18 protein-coding genes and 2 tRNA genes are annotated in these 20,859 nt (G+C 40.4%); 12 read left to right on the top strand and 8 right to left on the bottom strand.

The genetic code is table 11. The features are described 5' to 3' along the window. Positions 1-10 precede the first annotated feature (10 nt). Together mtnP and METTI_RS09070 are read right to left on the bottom strand one after the other, a co-directional pair. Positions 11-886 (bottom strand): S-methyl-5'-thioadenosine phosphorylase, encoded by an 876-nt coding sequence (gene mtnP / locus METTI_RS09075; protein WP_023845516.1) that lies wholly within the window; start codon positions 884-886, stop codon positions 11-13. A gap of 13 nt (positions 887-899) precedes the next feature. Next, positions 900-1,601, bottom strand: coding sequence for a phosphoribosyltransferase (locus METTI_RS09070; protein ID WP_023845515.1), 702 nt, complete (start codon positions 1,599-1,601; stop codon positions 900-902). 189 nt (positions 1,602-1,790) lie between these two features. Between METTI_RS09070 and METTI_RS09065 the strand changes: the two genes are divergently transcribed. The 3 genes from METTI_RS09065 (at position 1,791) to METTI_RS09055 (ending at position 3,671) form a co-directional block, all read left to right on the top strand. Further along, a tRNA-Met gene (locus METTI_RS09065) sits at positions 1,791-1,865 on the top strand. A 122-nt stretch (positions 1,866-1,987) separates the two neighbouring features. After that, positions 1,988-2,062, top strand: a tRNA-Met gene (locus tag METTI_RS09060). Between the two features lie 289 nt (positions 2,063-2,351). Beyond that, positions 2,352-3,671, top strand: coding sequence for a signal recognition particle protein Srp54 (locus tag METTI_RS09055; protein WP_023845514.1), 1,320 nt, complete (start codon positions 2,352-2,354; stop codon positions 3,669-3,671). 100 nt (positions 3,672-3,771) lie between these two features. Here METTI_RS09055 and METTI_RS09050 read toward each other — a convergent pair whose 3' ends face one another. After that, positions 3,772-4,341: a GMP synthase subunit A gene (locus tag METTI_RS09050; RefSeq protein WP_023845513.1), complete on the bottom strand. Its 570-nt coding sequence runs from the start codon at positions 4,339-4,341 to the stop codon at positions 3,772-3,774. A gap of 365 nt (positions 4,342-4,706) precedes the next feature. Between METTI_RS09050 and METTI_RS09045 the strand changes: the two genes are divergently transcribed. The 7 genes from METTI_RS09045 to METTI_RS09015 all read left to right on the top strand — a co-directional run bounded on the left by METTI_RS09045 (position 4,707) and on the right by METTI_RS09015 (position 13,113). Beyond that, the gene (locus METTI_RS09045; RefSeq protein ID WP_023845512.1) at positions 4,707-6,074 is read left to right on the top strand and encodes an ATPase domain-containing protein; all 1,368 of its coding nucleotides are present in this window, start codon (positions 4,707-4,709) and stop codon (positions 6,072-6,074) included. A 177-nt stretch (positions 6,075-6,251) separates the two neighbouring features. Beyond that, entirely contained in the window at positions 6,252-7,049 is a 798-nt protein-coding gene (locus METTI_RS09040; RefSeq protein WP_023845511.1) for a 2-amino-3,7-dideoxy-D-threo-hept-6-ulosonate synthase, read from the top strand. 37 nt (positions 7,050-7,086) lie between these two features. Next, on the top strand, positions 7,087-8,229 hold the full coding sequence (locus METTI_RS09035; protein WP_023845510.1) for a 3-dehydroquinate synthase II: 1,143 nt from the start codon (positions 7,087-7,089) through the stop codon (positions 8,227-8,229). A 31-nt stretch (positions 8,230-8,260) separates the two neighbouring features. After that, positions 8,261-8,965, top strand: a complete 705-nt coding sequence (gene aroD / locus METTI_RS09030) for a type I 3-dehydroquinate dehydratase (RefSeq protein WP_023845509.1) — start codon at positions 8,261-8,263, stop codon at positions 8,963-8,965. Then, entirely contained in the window at positions 8,962-9,777 is an 816-nt protein-coding gene (aroE, locus tag METTI_RS09025; protein WP_023845508.1) for a shikimate dehydrogenase, read from the top strand. The genes aroD and aroE overlap by 4 nt, the downstream gene beginning before the upstream one ends. Positions 9,778-9,779: 2 nt before the next feature. Continuing rightward, complete coding sequence (locus METTI_RS09020) at positions 9,780-11,099, top strand: prephenate dehydrogenase (protein WP_023845507.1); 1,320 nt, start codon at positions 9,780-9,782, stop codon at positions 11,097-11,099. Between the two features lie 175 nt (positions 11,100-11,274). Beyond that, complete coding sequence (locus METTI_RS09015; RefSeq protein WP_023845506.1) at positions 11,275-13,113, top strand: ATP-dependent nuclease; 1,839 nt, start codon at positions 11,275-11,277, stop codon at positions 13,111-13,113. Between the two features lie 22 nt (positions 13,114-13,135). Here the strand turns inward: METTI_RS09015 and tpiA are convergent, their stop codons facing one another. The 5 genes from tpiA to METTI_RS15160 form a co-directional block, all read right to left on the bottom strand. Continuing rightward, the gene (gene tpiA / locus METTI_RS09010) at positions 13,136-13,804 is read right to left on the bottom strand and encodes a triose-phosphate isomerase (protein ID WP_023845505.1); all 669 of its coding nucleotides are present in this window, start codon (positions 13,802-13,804) and stop codon (positions 13,136-13,138) included. 169 nt (positions 13,805-13,973) lie between these two features. Beyond that, positions 13,974-15,152 (bottom strand): bifunctional 5,6,7,8-tetrahydromethanopterin hydro-lyase/3-hexulose-6-phosphate synthase, encoded by a 1,179-nt coding sequence (locus METTI_RS09005; RefSeq protein ID WP_023845504.1) that lies wholly within the window; start codon positions 15,150-15,152, stop codon positions 13,974-13,976. Positions 15,153-15,413: 261 nt separating this feature from the next. Further along, positions 15,414-16,025, bottom strand: a complete 612-nt coding sequence (nth, locus tag METTI_RS09000) for an endonuclease III (protein ID WP_048136008.1) — start codon at positions 16,023-16,025, stop codon at positions 15,414-15,416. A 77-nt stretch (positions 16,026-16,102) separates the two neighbouring features. Next, positions 16,103-17,311 carry an ISL3 family transposase gene (locus tag METTI_RS08995; protein WP_048135336.1) on the bottom strand — a complete coding sequence of 403 codons (1,209 nt, stop codon included), beginning with the start codon at positions 17,309-17,311 and terminating at the stop codon, positions 16,103-16,105. 92 nt (positions 17,312-17,403) lie between these two features. After that, positions 17,404-19,701 (bottom strand): PAS domain S-box protein, encoded by a 2,298-nt coding sequence (locus METTI_RS15160; RefSeq protein WP_023845501.1) that lies wholly within the window; start codon positions 19,699-19,701, stop codon positions 17,404-17,406. A gap of 198 nt (positions 19,702-19,899) precedes the next feature. Here METTI_RS15160 and METTI_RS08985 point away from each other — a divergent pair, with 198 nt between their 5' ends. Both METTI_RS08985 and METTI_RS08980 read left to right on the top strand, forming a co-directional pair. Next, positions 19,900-20,367, top strand: coding sequence for a YqaA family protein (locus METTI_RS08985; RefSeq protein ID WP_023845500.1), 468 nt, complete (start codon positions 19,900-19,902; stop codon positions 20,365-20,367). A gap of 157 nt (positions 20,368-20,524) precedes the next feature. Continuing rightward, on the top strand, positions 20,525-20,725 hold the full coding sequence (locus METTI_RS08980; RefSeq protein ID WP_023845499.1) for a hypothetical protein: 201 nt from the start codon (positions 20,525-20,527) through the stop codon (positions 20,723-20,725). Positions 20,726-20,859 lie beyond the last annotated feature (134 nt).

The raw sequence follows: 20,859 nt of genomic DNA, 5'->3' as shown, positions 1-20,859 counted from the left end.
TAGCTGAGACTTACTCATCCAGATATTTCCCGATAAGAGGATCAAGTCTTCTCTTTGTTTCATGAGGTATCATGGACGGAACGGTTGTTATCGCACCCATCAGAGCATCCTTACACATACAATGCTGTTCAAGACTCAATTTATCAAGAGTTGACACGATTATATCTTTAACAGCAGCCTCGTTCTTCATTGCATTCTCAATGACAGTTTCGATGGTAACATCTTCCTCATACCAAACATCATAATCTGTAACAGTAGCAATCATGGAGTAGCATATTTCAGCTTCACGTGCAAGTTTTGCCTCAGGAATTGCAGTCATTCCGATAATATCAAAGCCAAGTGACTGGTAGACTCTTGACTCTGCACGAGTTGAGAACTGCGGACCTTCCATGCAAACGTAAGTTCCGCCTTCTTTGACGCTGTATCCTTTTGAATTGGCAACATCAACTATGGTCTTTGAAGTCTCAGGACAGAATGGATCTGCAAATCCCATGTGAACCACAATGCCATCCTCAAAGAAAGTTGATGGCCTGGATTTTGTACGGTCATATATCTGATTGGGGATAACAATATCCAGTGGTTTGAGTTCTTCTTTCAGACTTCCCACAGCAGATGCAGCGATTATGCGCTTTACACCAAGTTTTTTAAGAGCAAAGATATTGGCTCTTGAATTCAGCTCTGATGGAGATATCCTGTGCCCAATGCCATGTCTTGGAAGGAAACACACACCTACATCACCATGATTACCAACTGTTATTGAATCAGAAGGTTTTCCAAAAGGTGTGTCAATATCAACATCCCGTACGTTGTCAAGCAGATTGGCATCATAAATGCCGCTTCCGCCTATAATTGCGATATCAGCTTTAGCTTTAGCTTTTTCCTGCATTCTATCACTCGTTTTATTCAGCAAGTTTCCAGTACTGTTTTCCATCCTCATTCACAGAGCATACAACGCCTCTGCGATGCATCTCTTCTAGAATCTCAGGAAGCCTTCCGGGTTGTGCAATCTCAAATGCAAATGAGTCAAGTGAGTGATACATGTAAAGACCATGCCTTATGGAAGCAACATCCCAGAGTTCCTTATCCTCTTTTGTCATGAGGGTTGAGATGAGATCGGTCATGTCCTCAATAAAATTCCATGGGAAAACAACCCATGCCCATTCTTCAAGACGTTCTCCTACAAAATCAGGGTTATATTCAGAGGAATCCAGATATTGGAGAGCTGCAGTCCTGACTTCTATGGGGTTCTGTTCATTTACATATTCAAAGGAGCGCATGAGACTCTTACCAGTGTCTGCAATGTCATCTACAATCAGGATTTTCTTCCCTGCAACAGCTTTGTCGGCAAGAGGGTATTTTATTTGTGGCTCATCACCTGCAAGTGCAGTTCCAAGGTAGTGTTCAATCTTAAGACTTGTGAGGTCATCAAGACCAAGAAAATCACATAATACACGACCTGCAAACCATCCGCCTCTTGCAAGGGCAACTATCATATCTGGTTCGTAACCTGAAGCTTTCACTTCGTTTGCAACTTCTCTGCACAGGTCATAAATGTAATCCCAGTTTGTAACAACACATTTGAATTTGTCAGGTAAGGCCATATTATCTCTCCAATTAATAAAATTAAGATGAAACACTATATTTAGACAGCTAAGAGATATAATTTACCTATTATCAAACACATAATTAATCATGTAATCCTGCTATAAAAACAAAGTCACACGCAAACTATATGAACTATGAAATAGTTGATGGGGGAGTACCCTTCCAGAATAAACATCAATCTCCGAAGCGGGGTGGGGTAGCCAGGAGATCCCGACGGGCTCATAACCCGTAGACCGATAGTTCGAATCTATCCCCCGCTACTTTTCTAACATCATTTTGATTTAAACATCAATTAGTGTGTTAGAGCCTTGTTCTGGAAATATACATATATAGTATGCAGACATAGAAGGATTTGCTTTACAAGTTAAACTTCAATCCCCGAAGCGGGGTGGGGTAGCCAGGAGATCCCGACGGGCTCATAACCCGTAGACCGATAGTTCGAATCTATCCCCCGCTACTTTTCTAACACCATTTTGGTTTAAATATCGTCCAGAAAGCTGAGTTGTAACTTTTTTATACCATTTAATCATTCGAGTAATTTCAGGATATCAAAATGGAACTATCAGTTCTTATTTTCAGACTTGCAGCAACAACCGGGAGAGTTGATATTGCAGCCATTATGATAGCGTAATGTCATAAAACGAAAGATTTGTAAATCTAAAAATAGATGATTTTCACAACAGAATTAAATATGAACTCCCCATTTATTAGAGCAAAAAGAGAGAACTGAATAGGAAGATCCTTAAATGGTAATGGATAAACTCGGGAATTCCCTGCAGGATGCCCTTAAGAAAATAGTAAAATCTGGACGTATCGACGAGCGTACCGTTAACGAGGTCGTCAAGGATATCCAGAGGGCTTTGCTTCAGTCAGACGTAAATGTCAAGCTTGTAATGCAGATGTCAAAGCACATCAAAGAGCGTGCACTGAAAGAAGAAGTACCCTCAGGAATGAGCCCCAGAGAACATGTAATTAGAATTGTTTACCAGGAACTCATTAATATCATCGGTAAGAGTACCGACATTCCCCTCAAACCACAGACCATCATGATGATAGGTTTGCAGGGTAGCGGTAAAACTACCACAACATCAAAACTTGCACGCTACTTCCAGAGGAAAGGACTGAAACCCGGTGTGGTTTGTGCTGACACATTCAGGCCAGGTGCATACCAGCAGCTGAAGACTCTCTGTACTAAACTTAATGTTGCATTCTACGGAGAAGAAGGCAATCCGGATGCAGTAGGAATCGTTGAAAGAGGTCTTAAAGAACTCGAGAAAAACGACATTCTCATTGTGGATACTGCCGGACGTCACTCACTTGAAAGTGACCTCATCACAGAGATGGAAGAAATACATGCTGTGGCAAAACCTGATTACAAGCTCTTGGTACTTGACGGTGCAATCGGCCAGCAGGCGAGCGAACAGGCACGTGCATTCAATGAGTCCATCGGAATATCCGGTGTTGTAATCTCAAAACTTGACGGTACCGCAAAAGGTGGTGGAGCGCTCTCCGCTGTTTCTGAAACAAACTCATCCATCGCATTCATTGGTATTGGTGAAACGCCTGATGACCTTGAAAGGTTTGAAGCTGACAGGTTTATCTCAAGGCTTCTTGGAATGGGTGATATCAAGAGTCTTATTGAAAAGGCAGAGGAAGCACTCGGTGAAGAAGACTTTGATATGGAATCAATGCTTCGTGGAAAGTTCACTCTGAAAGATATGTACAAACAGCTTGAAAGTCTCAACAAGATGGGACCAATGAAGCAAATTATGCAGATGCTGCCTCTTGGAGGAATGGGTGCCAAAATACCGGAAGATGCATATCAGGTGACGGGTGACAAACTCGGACGTTACAGAGTCCTTATGGATTCAATGACAGAAGAGGAAATGCTCAATCCAAGGATCATCGGCAGTGCCCGTATTAAGAGGATTGCCAGAGGTTCAGGCTGTGCTCCTGAAGATGTCAGAGAGCTCTTAAAATATCATAAGATGATGCAGACTGCCATGAAAGGATTCCGTGGCGGAAAGTTCAATATGCAAAAAATGATGAAGAAAATGGGAATGTGAGAGCAATAGTTCTCACATCAATTGATTTTTTTTGACATAATAAATACTGAATATGGTTTAAGAGTGGTCAAATTAAGTAATTACATAGAGAATGTAAGAACTAATAGTTCTCACATACCTCAAAGAAATTCGTCAACAACTGTTCTCCTTTTTCTGTGTGAGCAACTTCCGGATGCCACTGGACCCCAAATATTGGCCTGTCTTCATGCCTCATTGCCTCACATTCACAAATGTTAGACCTTGCAAGCTGAATGAAGCCTTCGGGCATTCTGACAACTTCATCTGCATGTGAAGCCCAGACTGAGGTCTTAGGACCAAGTCCTTTCAGAAGATCATCTTCTTCCACGATCTCAACTTCTATATCTGCATAGCCACCGGAGTTTCCGGAACCAACCTCGCCGCCAAAAGTCTTAGCAATAATCTGGTGTCCAAGACAAATTCCAAGAATTGGAAGGTCAATGCTTTCCACGTATTCGGAACATATTCCAGCACGTTCCATTGTGGGACCACCACTGAGTATCAGCCCATCTGGCTCCTCTTCGAGGATCTCTTCAACTGGTGTTGTGTTGGCTACTATCTTTGTTTCCATGTCCATATCCCTTACTGAACGGTGGATAAGGTGGCAGAACTGCCCGTAATTGTTGATAACAAGGATTTTTAACTCTCTCATATTAGTTCCCTGATTTAGTTTGTGTTAATATTAAGTCGTTAGATTAGAGATAGAGAAGATCTCCAAATATGATCAGTGATCAGCATAGATTTATTATTAATTCCAGTATTAATATTGGCGTTATAGTAATTAACCATATAAGATAGTTTCATAGCACAAACATAGCGTCTGAAACCTCTACAACCTTTTAAATAAGAAACTGTACAGGCATATTAAAACAGTATTTGCTTTAAAATATATTGAACTCATGAATAATGTTAAGTAAAATTAAAAGTAAATTAAGTAAGGGAGAGGAAATTTCAAATAAATCCTTTACATGAAATTCTCATTATTGCTTGGCAATAACCCGGGACGAGGTTCTGAAATTGGAAACAAAATTCACAGGAATAGACGGTTTCGATGAGATACTGGGCGGTGGGATAACTGCCCCATCCACAATACTCATAGCAGGTAATACAGGCAGCGGAAGAACCATACTTGGAGTCCAGAGCTTGTGTGAAGCAGCGCGTAACGGTGAAAAGGTACTTTACATCTGCATCACAACACAATCAGAGAATTCCATAAGAGAATCACTATCTGAGTATTCATTTTATGAGGAAGCCCTGAATGTACACATATTTAATGTCAGCTCCGTTGAAAGAGATCCTCTTACAATGCTGGTAGAACTTGGAAACATAGTGAACTCCGTCAAACCTGACAGGATACTTATCGACCCCATAACACCTATTGGATTTGGTTTCCCGGAAGCTGAAAGGAGAAGATTTATCTACTCACTAAATTCAGCCATAGTCGAATGGAATGCTGTTGTTTACCTTACAGGAACCATGTCAAAATCTGATGTTTGCAGATCAGTTATCAGCGATGTGGCAGATGGTATTGTTCATCTGTCCCAGGAGATCCAGAGAAGAGGCAGCAAACGGATGATAACAATAATCAAGATGAATCGTCCCAATTATATTGATGGTGAGCATAGTTTCAGCATAAATTCCAATGGGGTTACTATTTATCCAAGAATTACCGCACCAGTTGTTGAAGAAACAGCACAGATTAACAGAATCAGTGCAGGCATTCCTAAGTTTGATGAATTGAGCAGAGGCGGCCTTTTTGAATTATCAGCTACATTGATAGCCGGAAATACCGGAACAGGGAAAACACTGTTTGGGCTAAATTTTATTGTTGAGGGTGCCAAAAACGGTGAACCCGGAATAATCAGTACTTTTGAGGACAGCCCGGCCGAACTTAGGCGCTATGCAGCAAGTCTTGGGCTTGAACTTGAAGAACTGGAAAAACAGGGATTAATACGAATAATTTACACGCCACCTTCTGAGATTAATGCATGCAGACACACAATCGAACTTCGCAACTACATTCAGGAAATGGGAGCAAAAAGAGTTCTACTGGATGATATTTCAGGCTTTGATTATGTTTTCGATACCCAGATCGCAAAAAGAGAACATATTGCCAACCTGATACGGCTCTTCAAAAATATGAGTGTTACATCCATGTTTATTAGCGGAAACATGGCTGCTGGAAGCAATATACTTCAGACAGAGATACCTGTATCATCACTTGCAGATGTGCTGATACTTCTCAAGCATATGGATATTGGCAAAGAAATCAGAAAAACCATGTCCATTCTGAAAATGCATGGCAGTGACCATGAGAAGCACCTTATAAGCTACGACATAAGTTCTGAAGGAGTCATCATCGGCGAATTCCTGAAAGATATCTGATCTTTGAAATCTGAGCTTTATTTTTAATTCGTTTCAGCCCGTCATACAAAAACTTTTATATACTAAACCATGCTACTATGTCACATACTAACATGCAACTAAACAAATACATTAATGTACTTAACAATACATCAATGTATATTCAATATAACTCAATCTTATAGAAGGCGAAAGCAAATGTCAGAAATTGGTAAAAAGATCCGTATCGAAAGAATCATGCACAGAGACAGCAGAAACATCGTGATAATCCCAATGGACCACGGAATATCTGATGGCCCAATAAAAGGACTCATTGATGTTGCTGACACCATCAACAAGGTAGCAGAAGGCGGTGCAGATGCAGTTCTCATGCAGAAAGGCATAGTAAACCACGGCCACAGAGGATACGGACATGATGTGGGACTCATAGTTCACATGAGCGCATCCACAATCCTTGGACCAGATCCTAATAACAAGGTTCAGGTATGCTCTGTTGAAGAAGTCATGAAAATGGGAGCAGATGCAGTTTCCATCCACGTGAACGTAGGTTCCGAAACAGAAGCAGACCAGCTCCAGAAACTTGGAAGCGTGGCTGAGGAGTGCAACTACTGGGGAATGCCTCTTCTTGCAATGATGTACCCACGTGGAAAAGAAATCATCAACCCGCATGACCCTGAACTTATAGCACATGTTGCCAGAGTTGGCGCAGAACTTGGTGCAGATGTTGTAAAAACATTATACACCGGCAACCCGGATACATTCAAAGACGTAGTGCAGGGTTGTCCAGTACCAATAGTGATTGCAGGAGGACCAAAAACCAATACAGATGAAGAATTCCTCCAGATGATCGAAGGTGCTATGGAAGGTGGTGCAAGGGGTGTTGCAATAGGAAGGAACGTATTCCAGCACGAGAACCCTACAAAAATTACAAAAGCCATTACAGAGATAGTGCACTACAAAAAGTCAGTTGAAGAAGCACTGGAAATGCTGAAATAAGCTGAGATTGTTTCCTGTGCTTGCGGACGTGCTCATTATGAATAATAAGATAATCTGGATTAAAGCCGATGAAGGCAACTGGGATGAACGCAAGGCTGTAATTACCACCGGAATGGAATCCGGCGTAGATGCAATTATGGTTGATGCTGCTGATGTTGAGAAGGTAAAAGAGCTTGGAAATGTGAAAGTAGCAGCTTTCTCCTCAAACCCTGTTGATGGTGCTGAAATTGTTGTAGTGGGAAAAGGCGGAGAAGGAGACGGAACAAAGCCATTGCCACCAGACTATGCTGGATCTCTTGACATTACAACAGCTCTTCGCCTGAAAGAAAAAGGACTCAAGGTTGCAGGATACGTCATAATCCGCAACAAGGATTACGAGAACTTTGCAGCAGAAATGGGAAGCATCTGTGATTATCTCGTTACAATAGGCACTGACTGGCAGGTCATTCCACTGGAGAACCTTATTGCAGGACTTCAGAAGGAGAATGTAATGCTTCTCTCCGGCGTCCAGAATTCAGAGCAAGCAAAACTTGCATTCGAGACAATGGAACACGGAACCGACGGTGTAATGCTTGACACAAAGGACCTGAGTACCATCAAGAAGACAGCGGAAGTTGCAGAAACAGCCGGTGTCAAGAACCTTGCAATCCAGACTGCTGTTGTCACAAGAGTTGAGGCAATCGGTATGGGTGACAGGGTTTGTGTTGACACATGCAATCTCATGGTAAGAGGAGAGGGAATGCTTGTGGGTTCACAGGCAAACGGAATGTTCCTCGTGCACTCTGAATCCGAGGAAAGTCCATACGTTGCTTCACGTCCATTCAGAGTCAACGCAGGTGCAGTTCACGCTTATATTAAGGTAGGAGAGAAAACACGCTACCTTTCAGAGCTTAAAGCAGGTGATCAGGTCACAATAGTAGATGGTGACGGTAAGCAGAGAACAGGCGTTGTCGGTCGGGTCAAGATAGAGAGAAGACCACTTATTCTTGTGGAAGCAGACCTAAATGGAAAGATAATCAAGAACATTTTGCAGAATGCAGAAACCATCAAACTCGTCACAAAGGACAAAGAACCAATAGCTGTTACAGATGTCAAGGTAGGCGATGAAATACTTGTTCACTCAGAAGATATTGGTCGTCACTTCGGAATGAAGATCGAAGAGACAATAATCGAGAAATAAGTGAGAAGAAGAGAAATTCAGGAGCGATTCAATGGTAAAGATAGGAAACTTTGACCTTGATGAAAAGCCCGCTATCGTTTCAGTGATAGACGATGACCCGGCAGAGAATGCAAAAGCTGCAAACTGGCTGGGTGCAAATGTTCTTGAGCTGAGGCTTGATCTTCTCAATTTTTCAGACCTTGAAGAAGCTAAGAAGACCATTGAAAGAATAAAAGTGAATACCAACCTCCCATGTATTGCAACCAATAGATTACAATCTGACGGCGGCAAATGGGAAGGTTCAGAAGATGATAGAATAAAATTATTGGTTGACATTATGCCTTTTGTGGAAGCTGTTGATATCGAGCTTAGCGCTGACGAAGACCAGCGTAATAAAGTCATTGCAGCAGCAAAAGCAGCAGGAGTAACAGTAATTGTTTCTGCTCATGATTTTGATGGAACTCCTTCTGTTGAGATCATGAAAAAGATACTCAATCATGCACATGAAGCCGGTGCTGATATTGCAAAACTTGCAGTCATGCCACACTCTACACAGGATGTGCTGAACGTACTCCAGGCAACTGCTGACATGAAAAAACCAGTGTGCACCATTGCAATGGGCGAGATCGGCAAACACAGCCGCATTGTAGCTCCATGTTACGGTTCAAGACTCACATACGGAGCAATAGCACAGGCTGTTGCACCTGGACAGATAAAGATACACGAACTTAAATCAGCCCTGGAGATTCTCTTTTGAACACGGTTTTTGGTGTATTTGGTGACCCGATAGCACATTCCAAATCACCCGACATGCATAATGCAGCTTTCAGGGAACTTGGCATGAACTGCACATACCATGCTTTCAGGGTCAGCCCTGAGAATCTGAAGGATGCGCTTCTTGGAGCTAAAGCCATGGGTTTTGGCGGAGTGAACCTTACTGTTCCACTGAAACAGGAAGCATTGAAGATAGTCGATGCTGACCCGCTGGCAGAAGGAATTGGTGCTGTGAACACCGTTGACTTCAAGGATGGAATGGTCGGTTACAATACCGACGGACTTGGTGCAAAACGCAGCCTTGAGGAAAAAGGAGTGAAGATTAAGGGTTCCAATGTACTGATAGTTGGTGCAGGTGGAGCTTCAAGAGCCATCGCATTCCAGTTTGCAAAGGACGGAGCGGACATCACCATAGCCAACAGGACTGAGGAAAAGGCTATCGAGCTTGCAGCCGGTGTGTCGAAAGTTGGTAATGCAAAAGGCTGTGGACTTGAGAATTTGAAGCAACTGATTGCAGATAGTGATATACTCATCAATTGCACCACTCTCGGAATGCATCCAAAGACCGAGGGAACAATAGCAAGAGCAGAGGACATGCATTCAGAACTTACTGTATTTGATATCGTTTACAACCCTCTGGAAACCACCCTTCTGAAAGAGGCAAAGAAAGCCGGAGCTAAAGCTGTCACCGGTGAGATGATGCTTGTCTACCAGGGTGCAGAGGCATTCAAGATATGGACTGGCGTTGAGCCACCAATTGAAGTTATGAAGAAAGCGGTATTGGAGGGCTTCTGAGTTTGAAAGTCCTTATCATAGGCGGTACCGGTGAAATGGGGCAGTGGTTCACTCCTTTCTTTAAGAACCACGGTTACGAGGTTGTTGTCTGGGGCAGCAGTGGTAAAGTTGAAGTTGCTGAGCGAATGGGTGTTGAGTTTGCCAGCGACCTTGATGCTGAAATAGGTACCAGTGACATTGTTATCGTAACAGTACCCATCAATATAACCGAGAGGGTTATCAGTGAAACTGCACCCAAGATGAAGAGTGGAAGCCTGCTTATGGATTTCACTTCCCTAAAGGTCGGACCAACTGAAGCCATGAAGAAGTATGCTCCCGAAGATGTGGAGATACTCGGTACCCACCCTATGTTCGGACCATCCATACCAAGCCTGCATGGGCAGATCTTTATTTTAACACCCATCGAAGGACGATGTGATAAATGGTTCCCTGTTATGCGCTCACTTTTTGAGGATAACGGAGCACACATCGAAGTGATCACACCAGCAGAGCATGACAGGTTCGTTTCCGTTGTGCAGGGACTCACTCACTTTGCATACATCACCATAGGAACCACCTTTGATGCTCTTGATTTCAGCGTGAATGAATCAAGGAGATTCATGAGCCCGGTCTACGATATCATGCTTGATTTCGTTGGCAGGATACTCGGACAGAACCCATACCTCTACGCATACATCCAGATGGAGAACCCGGAAGTTCTCAAAGTGCATGATGCTTTCATGAACCAATGCAGCGAGATGTCATCCATTGTCAGAAAAAAGGATGTTGAAGCCTTCACCAACAAAATGAAGGATGCAGCTGTGCATTTTGGAGATACTGCATCGGCACTCCGCAGGTCTGACAAACTCATAAACTCAAAAATTGCTGAATTTGACAGGCTGCTTGATTCCATTGGACAGGAAATTGGTGTCAGGCACATCTATTCAGGTATAGTGCACACAGGAATTATCAAGAAAGTAAGTCCTAGAGACGTTGTTCTTGAATGCGGCAGCAGGATGGTACCTCTGAAAATAGAGAACATCCGTCTTTTAGATGAAGAGGAACTGCATGAGTGGAAACTCGAAAACCTCGAACATCATTTAAGAGATATTTCAGTGTTGATTCCCGAGGAAGCCAATGCTGATGTAATTATGGAACTTGTTTCCTGCAATGACGACATCGTTTCAATTGAGATAATTGACAGGTATGAGGGTGTTGAGGGAACTAAGCGGCTGAGTGTTACATTCCGTGTAATGATAATGGGTGATGTTGAAGCTGAGAAAGTGCATCTGGGAATTGAGAGGCAACTGATGGGGATTGGTTGTAGTATTCGTGGATGGTAAAAAAACAGAAGTATCCACATGAATACATGAAAATGTATTAGAACACCTATTTTTAGCAGATATCTTGCACAAGTATTTAAGCTATTTCAACATTTAGTTATGACATAAATAAAAAAATTAAGATACTATTTTCTCAATAGTATTGGAGTAGAACCAAAAGATGAGGTTTAACTAAATGTTATTGAAAAAAGTTATTATTGAAAATTATCGAAGCATTGAACATCTTGAAATTGATATAAAACAAATTGCAGGCTGTAGATTCCACACATTTTTTGGCATAAATGAAGTTGGAAAAAGTAACATACTGAAAGCAATTGGCCTTTTAGCCCCTGAAAAAACAGTCCAATACAGAGTCGATTGCAATAAAGCTGCAATGAAAAAGAGCGAACCAATAATAATCAAATTTTTCTTTGGACTAACAAAAAAAGATGAAGTGAAACAGATTTTAGCTTCTTATGATGTAAAATTAACTATAGCAGATGGTTTTAGAAATGCGATTGAACCTTTTTACATCGAAAAAAGAATACAGTTTGATGAAAATTCAAGCAGACAAGAAGCCTATATAATTCATCAATCCAAAGAAATGTATGATATCCTTTTCCAAAATGAAGACAAAAGTCTGGGAGCTACTATTGGAAAATTACTCGTTGGAACAGGAGATTTTGTAGAGAGGAATAAAGTTGAAAAATGCGTCAATGACCAAGCAAAAAAAGCAATTGACAAACTTGTTCCACCGATTATTTACTGGAAGTATTCACCAGAATACCTCATAACTAAACCCATAAATCTAGAAGAGTTTAAAAATAAAACCGAGACATCCATTCCACTGAAACATATTTTTCAGCTATTAAACTACAATGGAGAAGAAATAGTTAAGATTGTAAATTTAATACAAAAAGAGTTTGATACTCGAAAGGAGCTCGAAAAAGATATGTCTCAGGCCATTACTAAACAAATAAATAAAATATGGCCAGAACATCAGATCAATATTGGAATCAGAATGGAAGAAACTAATCTTTGCCATATTTATGTCGAAGATAAAGACAATACTAATCAAACATTTAGTATGGAACAAAGAAGTGATGGGTTCAAACAGTTTATATCCATACTACTTTCATTATCTGTAAAAAACAGAGCAAAACAATTAGTAAATAATATAATTTTGTTGGATGAGCCTGAAATAAGTCTGCATCCCGGGAGTATCCAATGTCTCCGTGACGAATTAATGCAAATTGGAATTCAGAATATTGTTCTAGCTTCTTCACACTCTATTTTTATGGTTGATAAAAAGAATTTGGAGAGGCACTATACCGTGAAGAAAGAAGACTCCAAAACTATGGTTAAGTGTGTTGATCCTAATAACCCACTTGAAGATGAAGTAATATATAATTCATTAGGCACTTCTATTTTTGAATTAATTCAACCTAATATTTTAGTTTTAGAAGGAAGAACAGATAAAGACATTTTTGATTCATTTACAGATAAATTAAAGGATGAAATAAAGCCTGCAAAATTCCAAACCATAGTAGCAACTGGGACAGGAGAGATTTCAAAATATGTTAAATTTTTCCATAGCCGATACATAAATGGATTTGTGTTAGTAGATTCAGATAATGCTGGAAGAGGGGCATTAGAATCAATCCGGGCAGGAGATCCAGATATTATGAATAATTGCTTTGAAATTAAAGATTTAGCAGATATTTCTAAAGACGATGCCGAAATGGAAGATATTCTTCCAGAGAGAGTTATAATAGAATCCGTAAATGAACTTTATGGATTTAGATTCACCCCTACAAATAATAAGCCCATTATAAGCCAAATAAAATCAGCAGTTCGGACACAATCAGATACAGCTTTTGACTATGCTATTTTGAAGAAACACATTACTCAGAAAGTAATGGATGATATTGCAAACAAATCTGCTGAGGAGCTAAAAAGAGAATATCCAGCATACATAAAATTACTTAAGAGAATACATTGCAAAATAAAAGATGTGTATGAAAATTCCAAATGAAATAATAATTAAAAAAGAATAATTAGACCTTGCTCACAAGGTCTTCCAGCGCTACCTTCGGATCTGCAGCCTTTACAATACCAGATGCCAGCAGAACTCCCACAGAACCAAGTTCAAGAGCTGCTGCAAGGTCTTCACCTTTTGATATACCTGCACCACAGAGAACCTGTACTGCAGGGTTGATCCTCTTTACTGCATCAACTGAACCAGTGACTACTCCAGGGTCTGCTTTTGATACAGGGATGCCGGAGCCGATAAGCTCTGGGGGTTCAACTGCAACATAATCAGGACCGAGTGCTGCGGCGGCGGCTGATGTTGCAACGTTGTTGGTGCAGACTATTGTTTTGAGAGCTGCGTCCCTTGCAGTTGTGATTGATGCATCAATGTTTGCAAGGGTAAGACGGCATTCGGAGTGGTTGATAAGGGTTCCAACTGCGCCTGCGTCTTTGATTGACTGGACGAATGCATGTCCTGTAAAGCTGCCTGCTCCAACCGGGTCAAGACTCTGTGAGTAGACCGGCAGGTCAACCTGTGATGCAACACGGTAGATGTCACAGAACTGTGGTGCAACACCAATTTCAATTCCGCATTCATCTGCAACTTCTTTACATGCCTGTGCAACCTTTACGGCGCCTTCGCCTGTACCCTCAAGGTATGTTTTGAGGTTCAGGACAATTAGTGTAGAACTCAAATTAAATCTCTCCAATATGATTATATGAATATCAGTATGCGTATCTCGTACGCAGCAATATAGATGTAACTCCAACTATAAATATAATCTTAGAAAAAACGCAGAAGAAGCAAAAAGTGAGACTGAAAGTTTAGAAAAAAGAAGAAAAGAGTGTGGAAATTCCACACGCTTAGAAATCGGTCATAACTCTGAACTGGTCGATTTCAGGGTTGTTAAGACCTTCAATGAATTTCTCTGCAACCTGCCTTACATCCTTTGCATTGGTGATTGCTCTTCCAACTACAAGGACATCTGCGCCTGCCTTAAGTGCCTGTGGCATTGTGTTGATACGTACACCACCAGCAACTGCCACCAGGATCTTTGGTGAGAGTGCCTTGATAGCATCGATGTTACCCCATGCATGCTCTGTTTCCTCAATGTCGATTCCACGGTGAAGTTCTACTACATCAGGAAGTACATCGAGCTGTTTGAGCACTGCTACAGGGTCGTCACAGTTGAGAGTGTCCATGATAGCATAGATACCAGTCTTGTGAGCTTCCTCAATTGCCTTGTTCATGGTTGCAATTGGTGCAAGTGCGGAGACGACAATTGCGTCTGCTGTTGCGTCTGCTACCATACGTGCCTCGAGGTTTCCTGTGTCCAGGGTCTTAAGGTCAGCTACGATAAATGCATCTGGGCGGATTTCCCTGAGCTTGGTGATTACGTCAACACCATAGCGCTTGATAAGAGGTGTACCTGCTTCAAGGATGACGTGGTCACTCTTAGGAATCTGCTTAACAATGTTCTGGATAACAGGAAGGTTTGGATTGTCAAGTGCAACCTGAAGGTATGGTGGGTTCCAGAGTCTGGATACCTTGAACCCCATGATTGCGTGTCCCATTCTGTCCTTCTCCTTGAGTACTGTGTCGATGTCCGGGAAGCCATCTACTGCGCGCTTAACTGCCAACTTTGTAGCTCCGTAGTTGTATCTGTAGATTCTGTTGTAGTCCTTTGCTTCAGGGTGGATGAAAACACTTGCAACTACTACAAGATCCTCAATGTCAAGGTCACCGAATGTTCCCTCTTCAAGAGCATCTGCAACAGCCTTTGCAACAGCTGCCTGTGCAGGACCGAAGATCTGAGCTGCCTGGCCCATGTTCTTTACAGTTACTTTAGGTACGATAAGTGTTGCAGGTTTGGTTGGAAGGTTTGGACGGACAACTGAAAGCAGAGGTGTGTGACCTGCTGAAAGCTGTGTTAAACCATTTGCGAATGCCTGACCAACAGGACCGTCTTTGTTTCCGATCATGAGGTCTACGTGTGCGAGTTCTGGTTCCTCGCCGATTAATGCTTCTCCGATTAATAACATGATTCTCACTCAACTGTATGTGTATTTTAACTTATACTGGATAAATAGCGTATCTGTAGTTGTAGTTGCGTTATAACCAGTTCATTAGTTATTATAGTATTTGCAACTATGAAATTTATCAGTTCTCGTGCAAAACCAGCGCTTTATATATTAGAGTTATGGCAGGATACACGAGATTTCTGCTTTATATAGTATATACAAATAAATAGTTTGTTGAAACTCGCGTTTTTAATCAAAACTGCCAAAAATACAAAAAATAACTCAAATGAGCTTCGGACAAATATCATCCATGATGCAGACATCACATTTCGGCCCGACAGGCCTGCATATATTCTTGCCGAACAACACCATCAAACCGTTTATGTCCTTCCATTCCTCTTTCGATAGCACCTTCTCAAGCTCTTTTTCGGTCTCATCGGGATCGGAGGTTTCAACAAGTCCCATGCGATTGGATATCCGATGCACGTGAGTATCAACTGCTATGACATCCTGCTCAAATCCATACCCAAGTACACAATTAGCAGTCTTCCTCCCAACACCTGGAAGTTTGAGAAGCTCATCCATACTATCAGGAACAACTCCGCCGTAGTCCTGTAGAATGATGCGTGAAATATCGATAATACGCTGGGATTTCACCCTATAAAATCCCACTTCTTTAATTAGTTCCTGTATCTCATCAACATCTGCCTCTGCCATTTGCTGAACCGTACCAAATACACTGAAAAGCTTTTGCGTGGTTGGAATGGTTACCTCATCTCTTGTGCGCTGGGAAAGGACTGTGGATATCAAAAGATAGAAAGGGTCCTTGTTAATATGATAATATCCGCTCGGGTACAATTCCCACAGCCTTGAGACTACATCTTCAGCGTACATCAGAACAAAGAGAAACTTCAGGATATAAAATCCTTTGGAACCTGTACCCCAAAGAAAATAAAAGAGATTGGTTCTCTTTAACATCGTGTGGGTAAACGAAGTTTACCCGCCATCAAGAATATCATTGTATTCCTACACTTTTCAGTCTTTAATCCATATGATCTCTTAAAAACAGTCTTGATCTTGTTGTTCAATCCTTCAACAACACCATTACTGATACCTTGTTTAATTGATTCCAATATCCCGTGAGAATTTCTTTTTATCATCTTAGCCAATGTGATAATTTCCTTGATGTTGCTATGTGTTCCCCAATAATACCATTTATCGAGATATTCCCTTGCTACTTCCATATTTTTGATTTCCCACAGACGCTGAAGTCCAAGCTTAAATCTGTAAGCTTTCGCCGTTTCAGTATCCAGATCTTTGATTGATTGAATCTTAACTACTTCCCGATCTGATAGATTTTCAGGATTTTTCAACCACATAAATCTCGTTTTACCCAGTTCCTTATTTGTTTGATACTCCTTTCTTCGAATCTTATCGATTGCATTGTTCATCATTTTGACAATATGGAACTTATCGTAAACGATCTTAGCATTCGGGAAATATTCTCTAGCTCCACCTTTAAAAGCAGGATACATATCCATTGAAATATACTTGATATTATCAGGATCTATTTTCCTGGAAAGAATTTCCCTGAAGTTCTTGAAAACACTTTTTTTCTTCCCATTTTCAATATGAATTACTCTTGATTCTTTCAGATCATAGAACAAAGTCACATAGCTGTGACCTTTTTTAACAGATATTTCGTCTACCCCGATAGTATCTAGCTTAGAGAGATCCATCCTTGATCTTGCTTCTTCAACATAATGAGCTAGAATTATCCAGACAGAATTTTCATGAATATTGATTAATTCAGCAATTGAAGAAACACTCATTTCTTTAGACATAGCAACAATCAATGCTTCAAAAAACAATGTGAATCCAGTGTTCTGTCTTGTCCATGGAACTTCTACAAGTTTTACATCATCTCCATCACACTTTGTTCGGGGAACTCGTGCATGAATGTATGTTTCATGATGGAAGAAATCAAGATGTCTCCATACTCTTTCTTTAGTATCATGGAGATCACACAGTTTGTTGCAAACAGGACAGGGGAACTTCGTTCCCCTTGTAAAATCAAGATAAATATCCATTCTCTTCTTAGAAACATTAAGATTAATGTCTTTCACATACCACGGACTTGAGAGTCCTAAGGCAAGTTGAATGAGTTCTTTATCGTCCACAACAAGTGAATTAGAGAATAGAAATATTAAGTTACCCACTCAATCTTGAGGAGATCCAAGAGATTATATTGAAAAATTAATAAACTAGTCTATTAACTGGATCTGGAATACGCGGGAAAAACAATATGAACAGTAGTTCCTGAACCTTCCGTACTTTCAACCCATACCTTACCATGATGGATCTCAGCAATGGTTTTGCTGACATAAAGACCCATTCCGCTTCCACCGTATTTCCTAGACTTGGAACCATCTATCTGATAAAAGCGTTCAAAAATATTGTCTATTTCATGCTCAGGAATACCTATTCCTGAATCAGTCACTGTCACATGAACCTGTCCATCATCCTCAAATGCACATATCGATATCTCCGAGCCATCAGGACTGAACTTAACAGCATTGTCAACAATGGATCTGAAAAGATAGGGCAAATATTCCACATCACCTTTCATTAGAGGCAAATGCTCCTGGAAATCAAATGAAATAGTAAGATCTTTTTCCTCGGATTTAAAGGAAAAATTCTCTACTACTTTTGTAAGGATATCCTCTATTCTGATAGGATCAAGCCTGTATTGTACTTTTCCTGACTTGATAATACTCATATAGATCAATGAATCCATGAGGAAACTTAGATGATCATATTTTTCGAGAACTGTTTTCATGGCATTTTTCTGTTTGGAATTCAGAGGGCCCATTACTTCATCGTGAACCAGTTCACTATAACCTTTTATGGATATCAGAGGTGTTTTCAACTCATGACTCAGATTTGATATGAACTCGTCCTTCATCCTGTCAAGAGATTTCAGTTCCTCATTTACCCTTGCCAATTCCTCTGTATAACGTTTAATTTCTTCCTCAGCCTTTTTGCGCTCGGAAATATCACGCGTCACACCCAGGAAGAACTCAAAAGTCCCATCCTCATCAAAAACCGGGTTTGCAATTGCTTCAGTCCATCTTTTTGAACCATCTTTGTGATATTGTTCAATCTCAAATGTTTCAGAATATTTAATTTCGCCTGCCTCAAGGTGATCCTGAAAACGTGCTATAGCACCTGATATAGTTTTTATATGTTCTGGTGGGAAGATTTCCTCAAATGACTGCTTTGCGACCTCTTCAGGAGTATAGCCCCTTAATTTGAATACAGAAGGACTTGTATAGGTGAATTTACCTTCTTTATTCAGAGTCCATATTACATCATTTGTATTTTCAGCAAGAAGACGGAATTTATGCTCACTTTCACGGAGTTCTTTCTCAGCGAGTTTTCTTTCGGTTATGTCCCGTACATTGCTCAATAGTGCAGGATTCCCATCATAATCTATTATTCTGACACCCATTTCAACAGGAATGCGGGATCCGTCTTTTCCCATGTAGACCATTTCCAGCCTTATGGACTGGTGTTCCATGACATCACTCATTTTTTCACTGCAAATACCATGAAATTCCGGTGCCACAAGATCGTAACGGGTCGTTTTTAACAGTTCATCAATTGAGTAACCAAGCATTTCTGATGCTATTGAATTTGCATCAATAACATTACAATCAAAGTCAAATACCAATATAGCATCCGCAGCATTTTCAAACAGAGCCCTGAATTTGGATTCGGATGCCTGAAGTTTTTTAGTGGCAAGTCTTTCCTCAGTTACATCTGAACCGGAACTTAGTACGCCGACAATATTTCCATCAGGATCCTTATGATAAGAATTGTTCCAGCTTATGAGCCTCTTTTCTTTACTCTTAGTCAGAACACTGTTTTCATTTACTTTTACTAATTCCAGATTGCCTTTTGATATGCTATTAAATACCATGGATACCCGTTCTTTTTCGTCTTCCGGAATGGCAATATCCACCCATTTTTTACCAATGAGTTCCTTCTCGGCATATCCCAAAACCTGACAGCATTTTTTGTTTACAAGCTTCACATAGCCTTTTTTATCAAAACCAACTATAATACATCCTGCAATGTCAAGATAAGATTGTACCCTGTCTTTTTCAAGCTTTAATTCATCATAGAGATTTTTGTTATTCAACAGAGTTCGCACACGTGTGAGAACTTCTACCCTGTCAATGGGTTTTACGAGGAACTCATCTGCACCTACTTCTATTCCTTTTATCCTGTCATCTTTTGAAGAAAGAGCTGTGACGACAACCACTGGAATGATTTTCGTTGATTCATTTGCCTTTATCCTGCGACAGACTTCATATCCATCCATTCCGGGCATCATTATATCCAATATTACAAGATCAACAGGTTCAGACTCTATTATTTCAAGAGCTTCTTCTCCGCTATAGGCTCCAAGAACTGAATGGTGTTTTGAGAGAAATGCTTCCAGAAGCCTGACGTTTAGAGGGTCATCATCTACGATCAATATAGTATATTCGGTTTTTTCTTCCATTTTTAAACCCTGGAAATCAGAATTTTGAATTTGATTAAATAAGTGACTATTCTATGAAACGCAGTTATGATTATATGGGATGGTTTTTACACTAGTGAGCAAATGTTACATTGATGAGTATAGAGTTATTAATATATAAATGTCATTAGTATGTTTTATCATAAGATGCAAAGAAAAATAAAAATCCGGAGTTGAAAAATAATAGAGATACTGTCTGTACTTGTAGAAGAGCATGCACTTGCTGGTTTATTTATTGCAAGTTTTCTTGCATCAACCATTCTTCCAATAGGTTCGGAAGCTTATGTAGTCCTGTTAATCAGTAAAGGTTTTTCTATTCTGCCTGTAGTAATGGTTGCCTCTATTGGTAATTACATAGGAGCATGCACAACATATTACATTGGAATCAGAGGCAGGCAGGATGTTATTGAAAAGTATTTTTCTATTTCTGATGAACAACTGAAAAAAACCGATAGATTGTTTGCCAGATATGGTTCTTTTTTGTTGCTCTTTACCTGGGTCCCAATTATAGGCGATGCAATTACTGCAACAGGAGGAATTATGAAGCTTGATTTCAGGATATTTTCTTTCTATGTGTTCATAGGAAAAACTGCAAGGTATGCAGCACTGGCTTACCTCACGGCAGGAACCCTGATGTTTTTCCAGTGATTTTGAATTTTGATGTACATGTTTTACCTGTTTTAAGCCATAATTAAGACGGGATTGTTCAAACATATGTCTCAAAGGGATAAAGTATATATACTCATCCAGAGCATATAAATAAATATATATTACCAAAGATAGCAAAACATTCAGAGACATGGAAATGGCAAAATTAGAAATAGAAGAGAAGACACTTAAGCAAAATTCTTTGCTGATACCTGTTGCTGTAGCTCTTGGAACTTTATTGGCAATTATCGCCTATACATACCTCCCAAACAATACAGCGTTGATAACTATATTTTCAGGTGCAATTATAGTGGCTTTGATAACCTATGCCTTTTTAAAAAAAAAGAAAGAAGAATAAAACATAATGCAGACAACGACATCTTTGCAGACACAAATTAAGAACTTATTCTGCTCTCATCAGAGCCCGTGTCTGACTGCTTTTGGCGTTGTTTTTGCACAGCATAGGCTGGATGTTCGAATTTTACCGAACCT

Source organism: Methanolobus tindarius DSM 2278 (assembly GCF_000504205.1).
Classification (GTDB): domain Archaea; phylum Halobacteriota; class Methanosarcinia; order Methanosarcinales; family Methanosarcinaceae; genus Methanolobus; species Methanolobus tindarius.
Note: the sequence above shows the minus strand (reverse complement) of the source record. Positions and strands in the feature narration are given on the sequence as shown.

What these genes read in the sequence shown, in the direction of transcription:
- METTI_RS09055 (WP_023845514.1), top strand. Translation starts at nt 2,352, where the DNA reads ATGGTAATGGATAAACTCGGGAATTCCCTGCAGGATGCCCTTAAGAAA.
- METTI_RS09005 (WP_023845504.1), bottom strand. Translation starts at nt 15,152, where the DNA reads ATGTTATTAATCGGAGAAGCATTAATCGGCGAGGAACCAGAACTCGCA.
- METTI_RS15160 (WP_023845501.1), bottom strand. Translation starts at nt 19,701, where the DNA reads ATGGAAGAAAAAACCGAATATACTATATTGATCGTAGATGATGACCCT.
- METTI_RS09035 (WP_023845510.1), top strand. Translation starts at nt 7,087, where the DNA reads ATGAATAATAAGATAATCTGGATTAAAGCCGATGAAGGCAACTGGGAT.
- METTI_RS08980 (WP_023845499.1), top strand. Translation starts at nt 20,525, where the DNA reads ATGGCAAAATTAGAAATAGAAGAGAAGACACTTAAGCAAAATTCTTTG.
- aroD (WP_023845509.1), top strand. Translation starts at nt 8,261, where the DNA reads ATGGTAAAGATAGGAAACTTTGACCTTGATGAAAAGCCCGCTATCGTT.
- METTI_RS09050 (WP_023845513.1), bottom strand. Translation starts at nt 4,341, where the DNA reads ATGAGAGAGTTAAAAATCCTTGTTATCAACAATTACGGGCAGTTCTGC.
- METTI_RS09040 (WP_023845511.1), top strand. Translation starts at nt 6,252, where the DNA reads ATGTCAGAAATTGGTAAAAAGATCCGTATCGAAAGAATCATGCACAGA.
- mtnP (WP_023845516.1), bottom strand. Translation starts at nt 886, where the DNA reads ATGCAGGAAAAAGCTAAAGCTAAAGCTGATATCGCAATTATAGGCGGA.
- nth (WP_048136008.1), bottom strand. Translation starts at nt 16,025, where the DNA reads ATGTACGCTGAAGATGTAGTCTCAAGGCTGTGGGAATTGTACCCGAGC.
- METTI_RS09015 (WP_023845506.1), top strand. Translation starts at nt 11,275, where the DNA reads ATGTTATTGAAAAAAGTTATTATTGAAAATTATCGAAGCATTGAACAT.
- METTI_RS09070 (WP_023845515.1), bottom strand. Translation starts at nt 1,601, where the DNA reads ATGGCCTTACCTGACAAATTCAAATGTGTTGTTACAAACTGGGATTAC.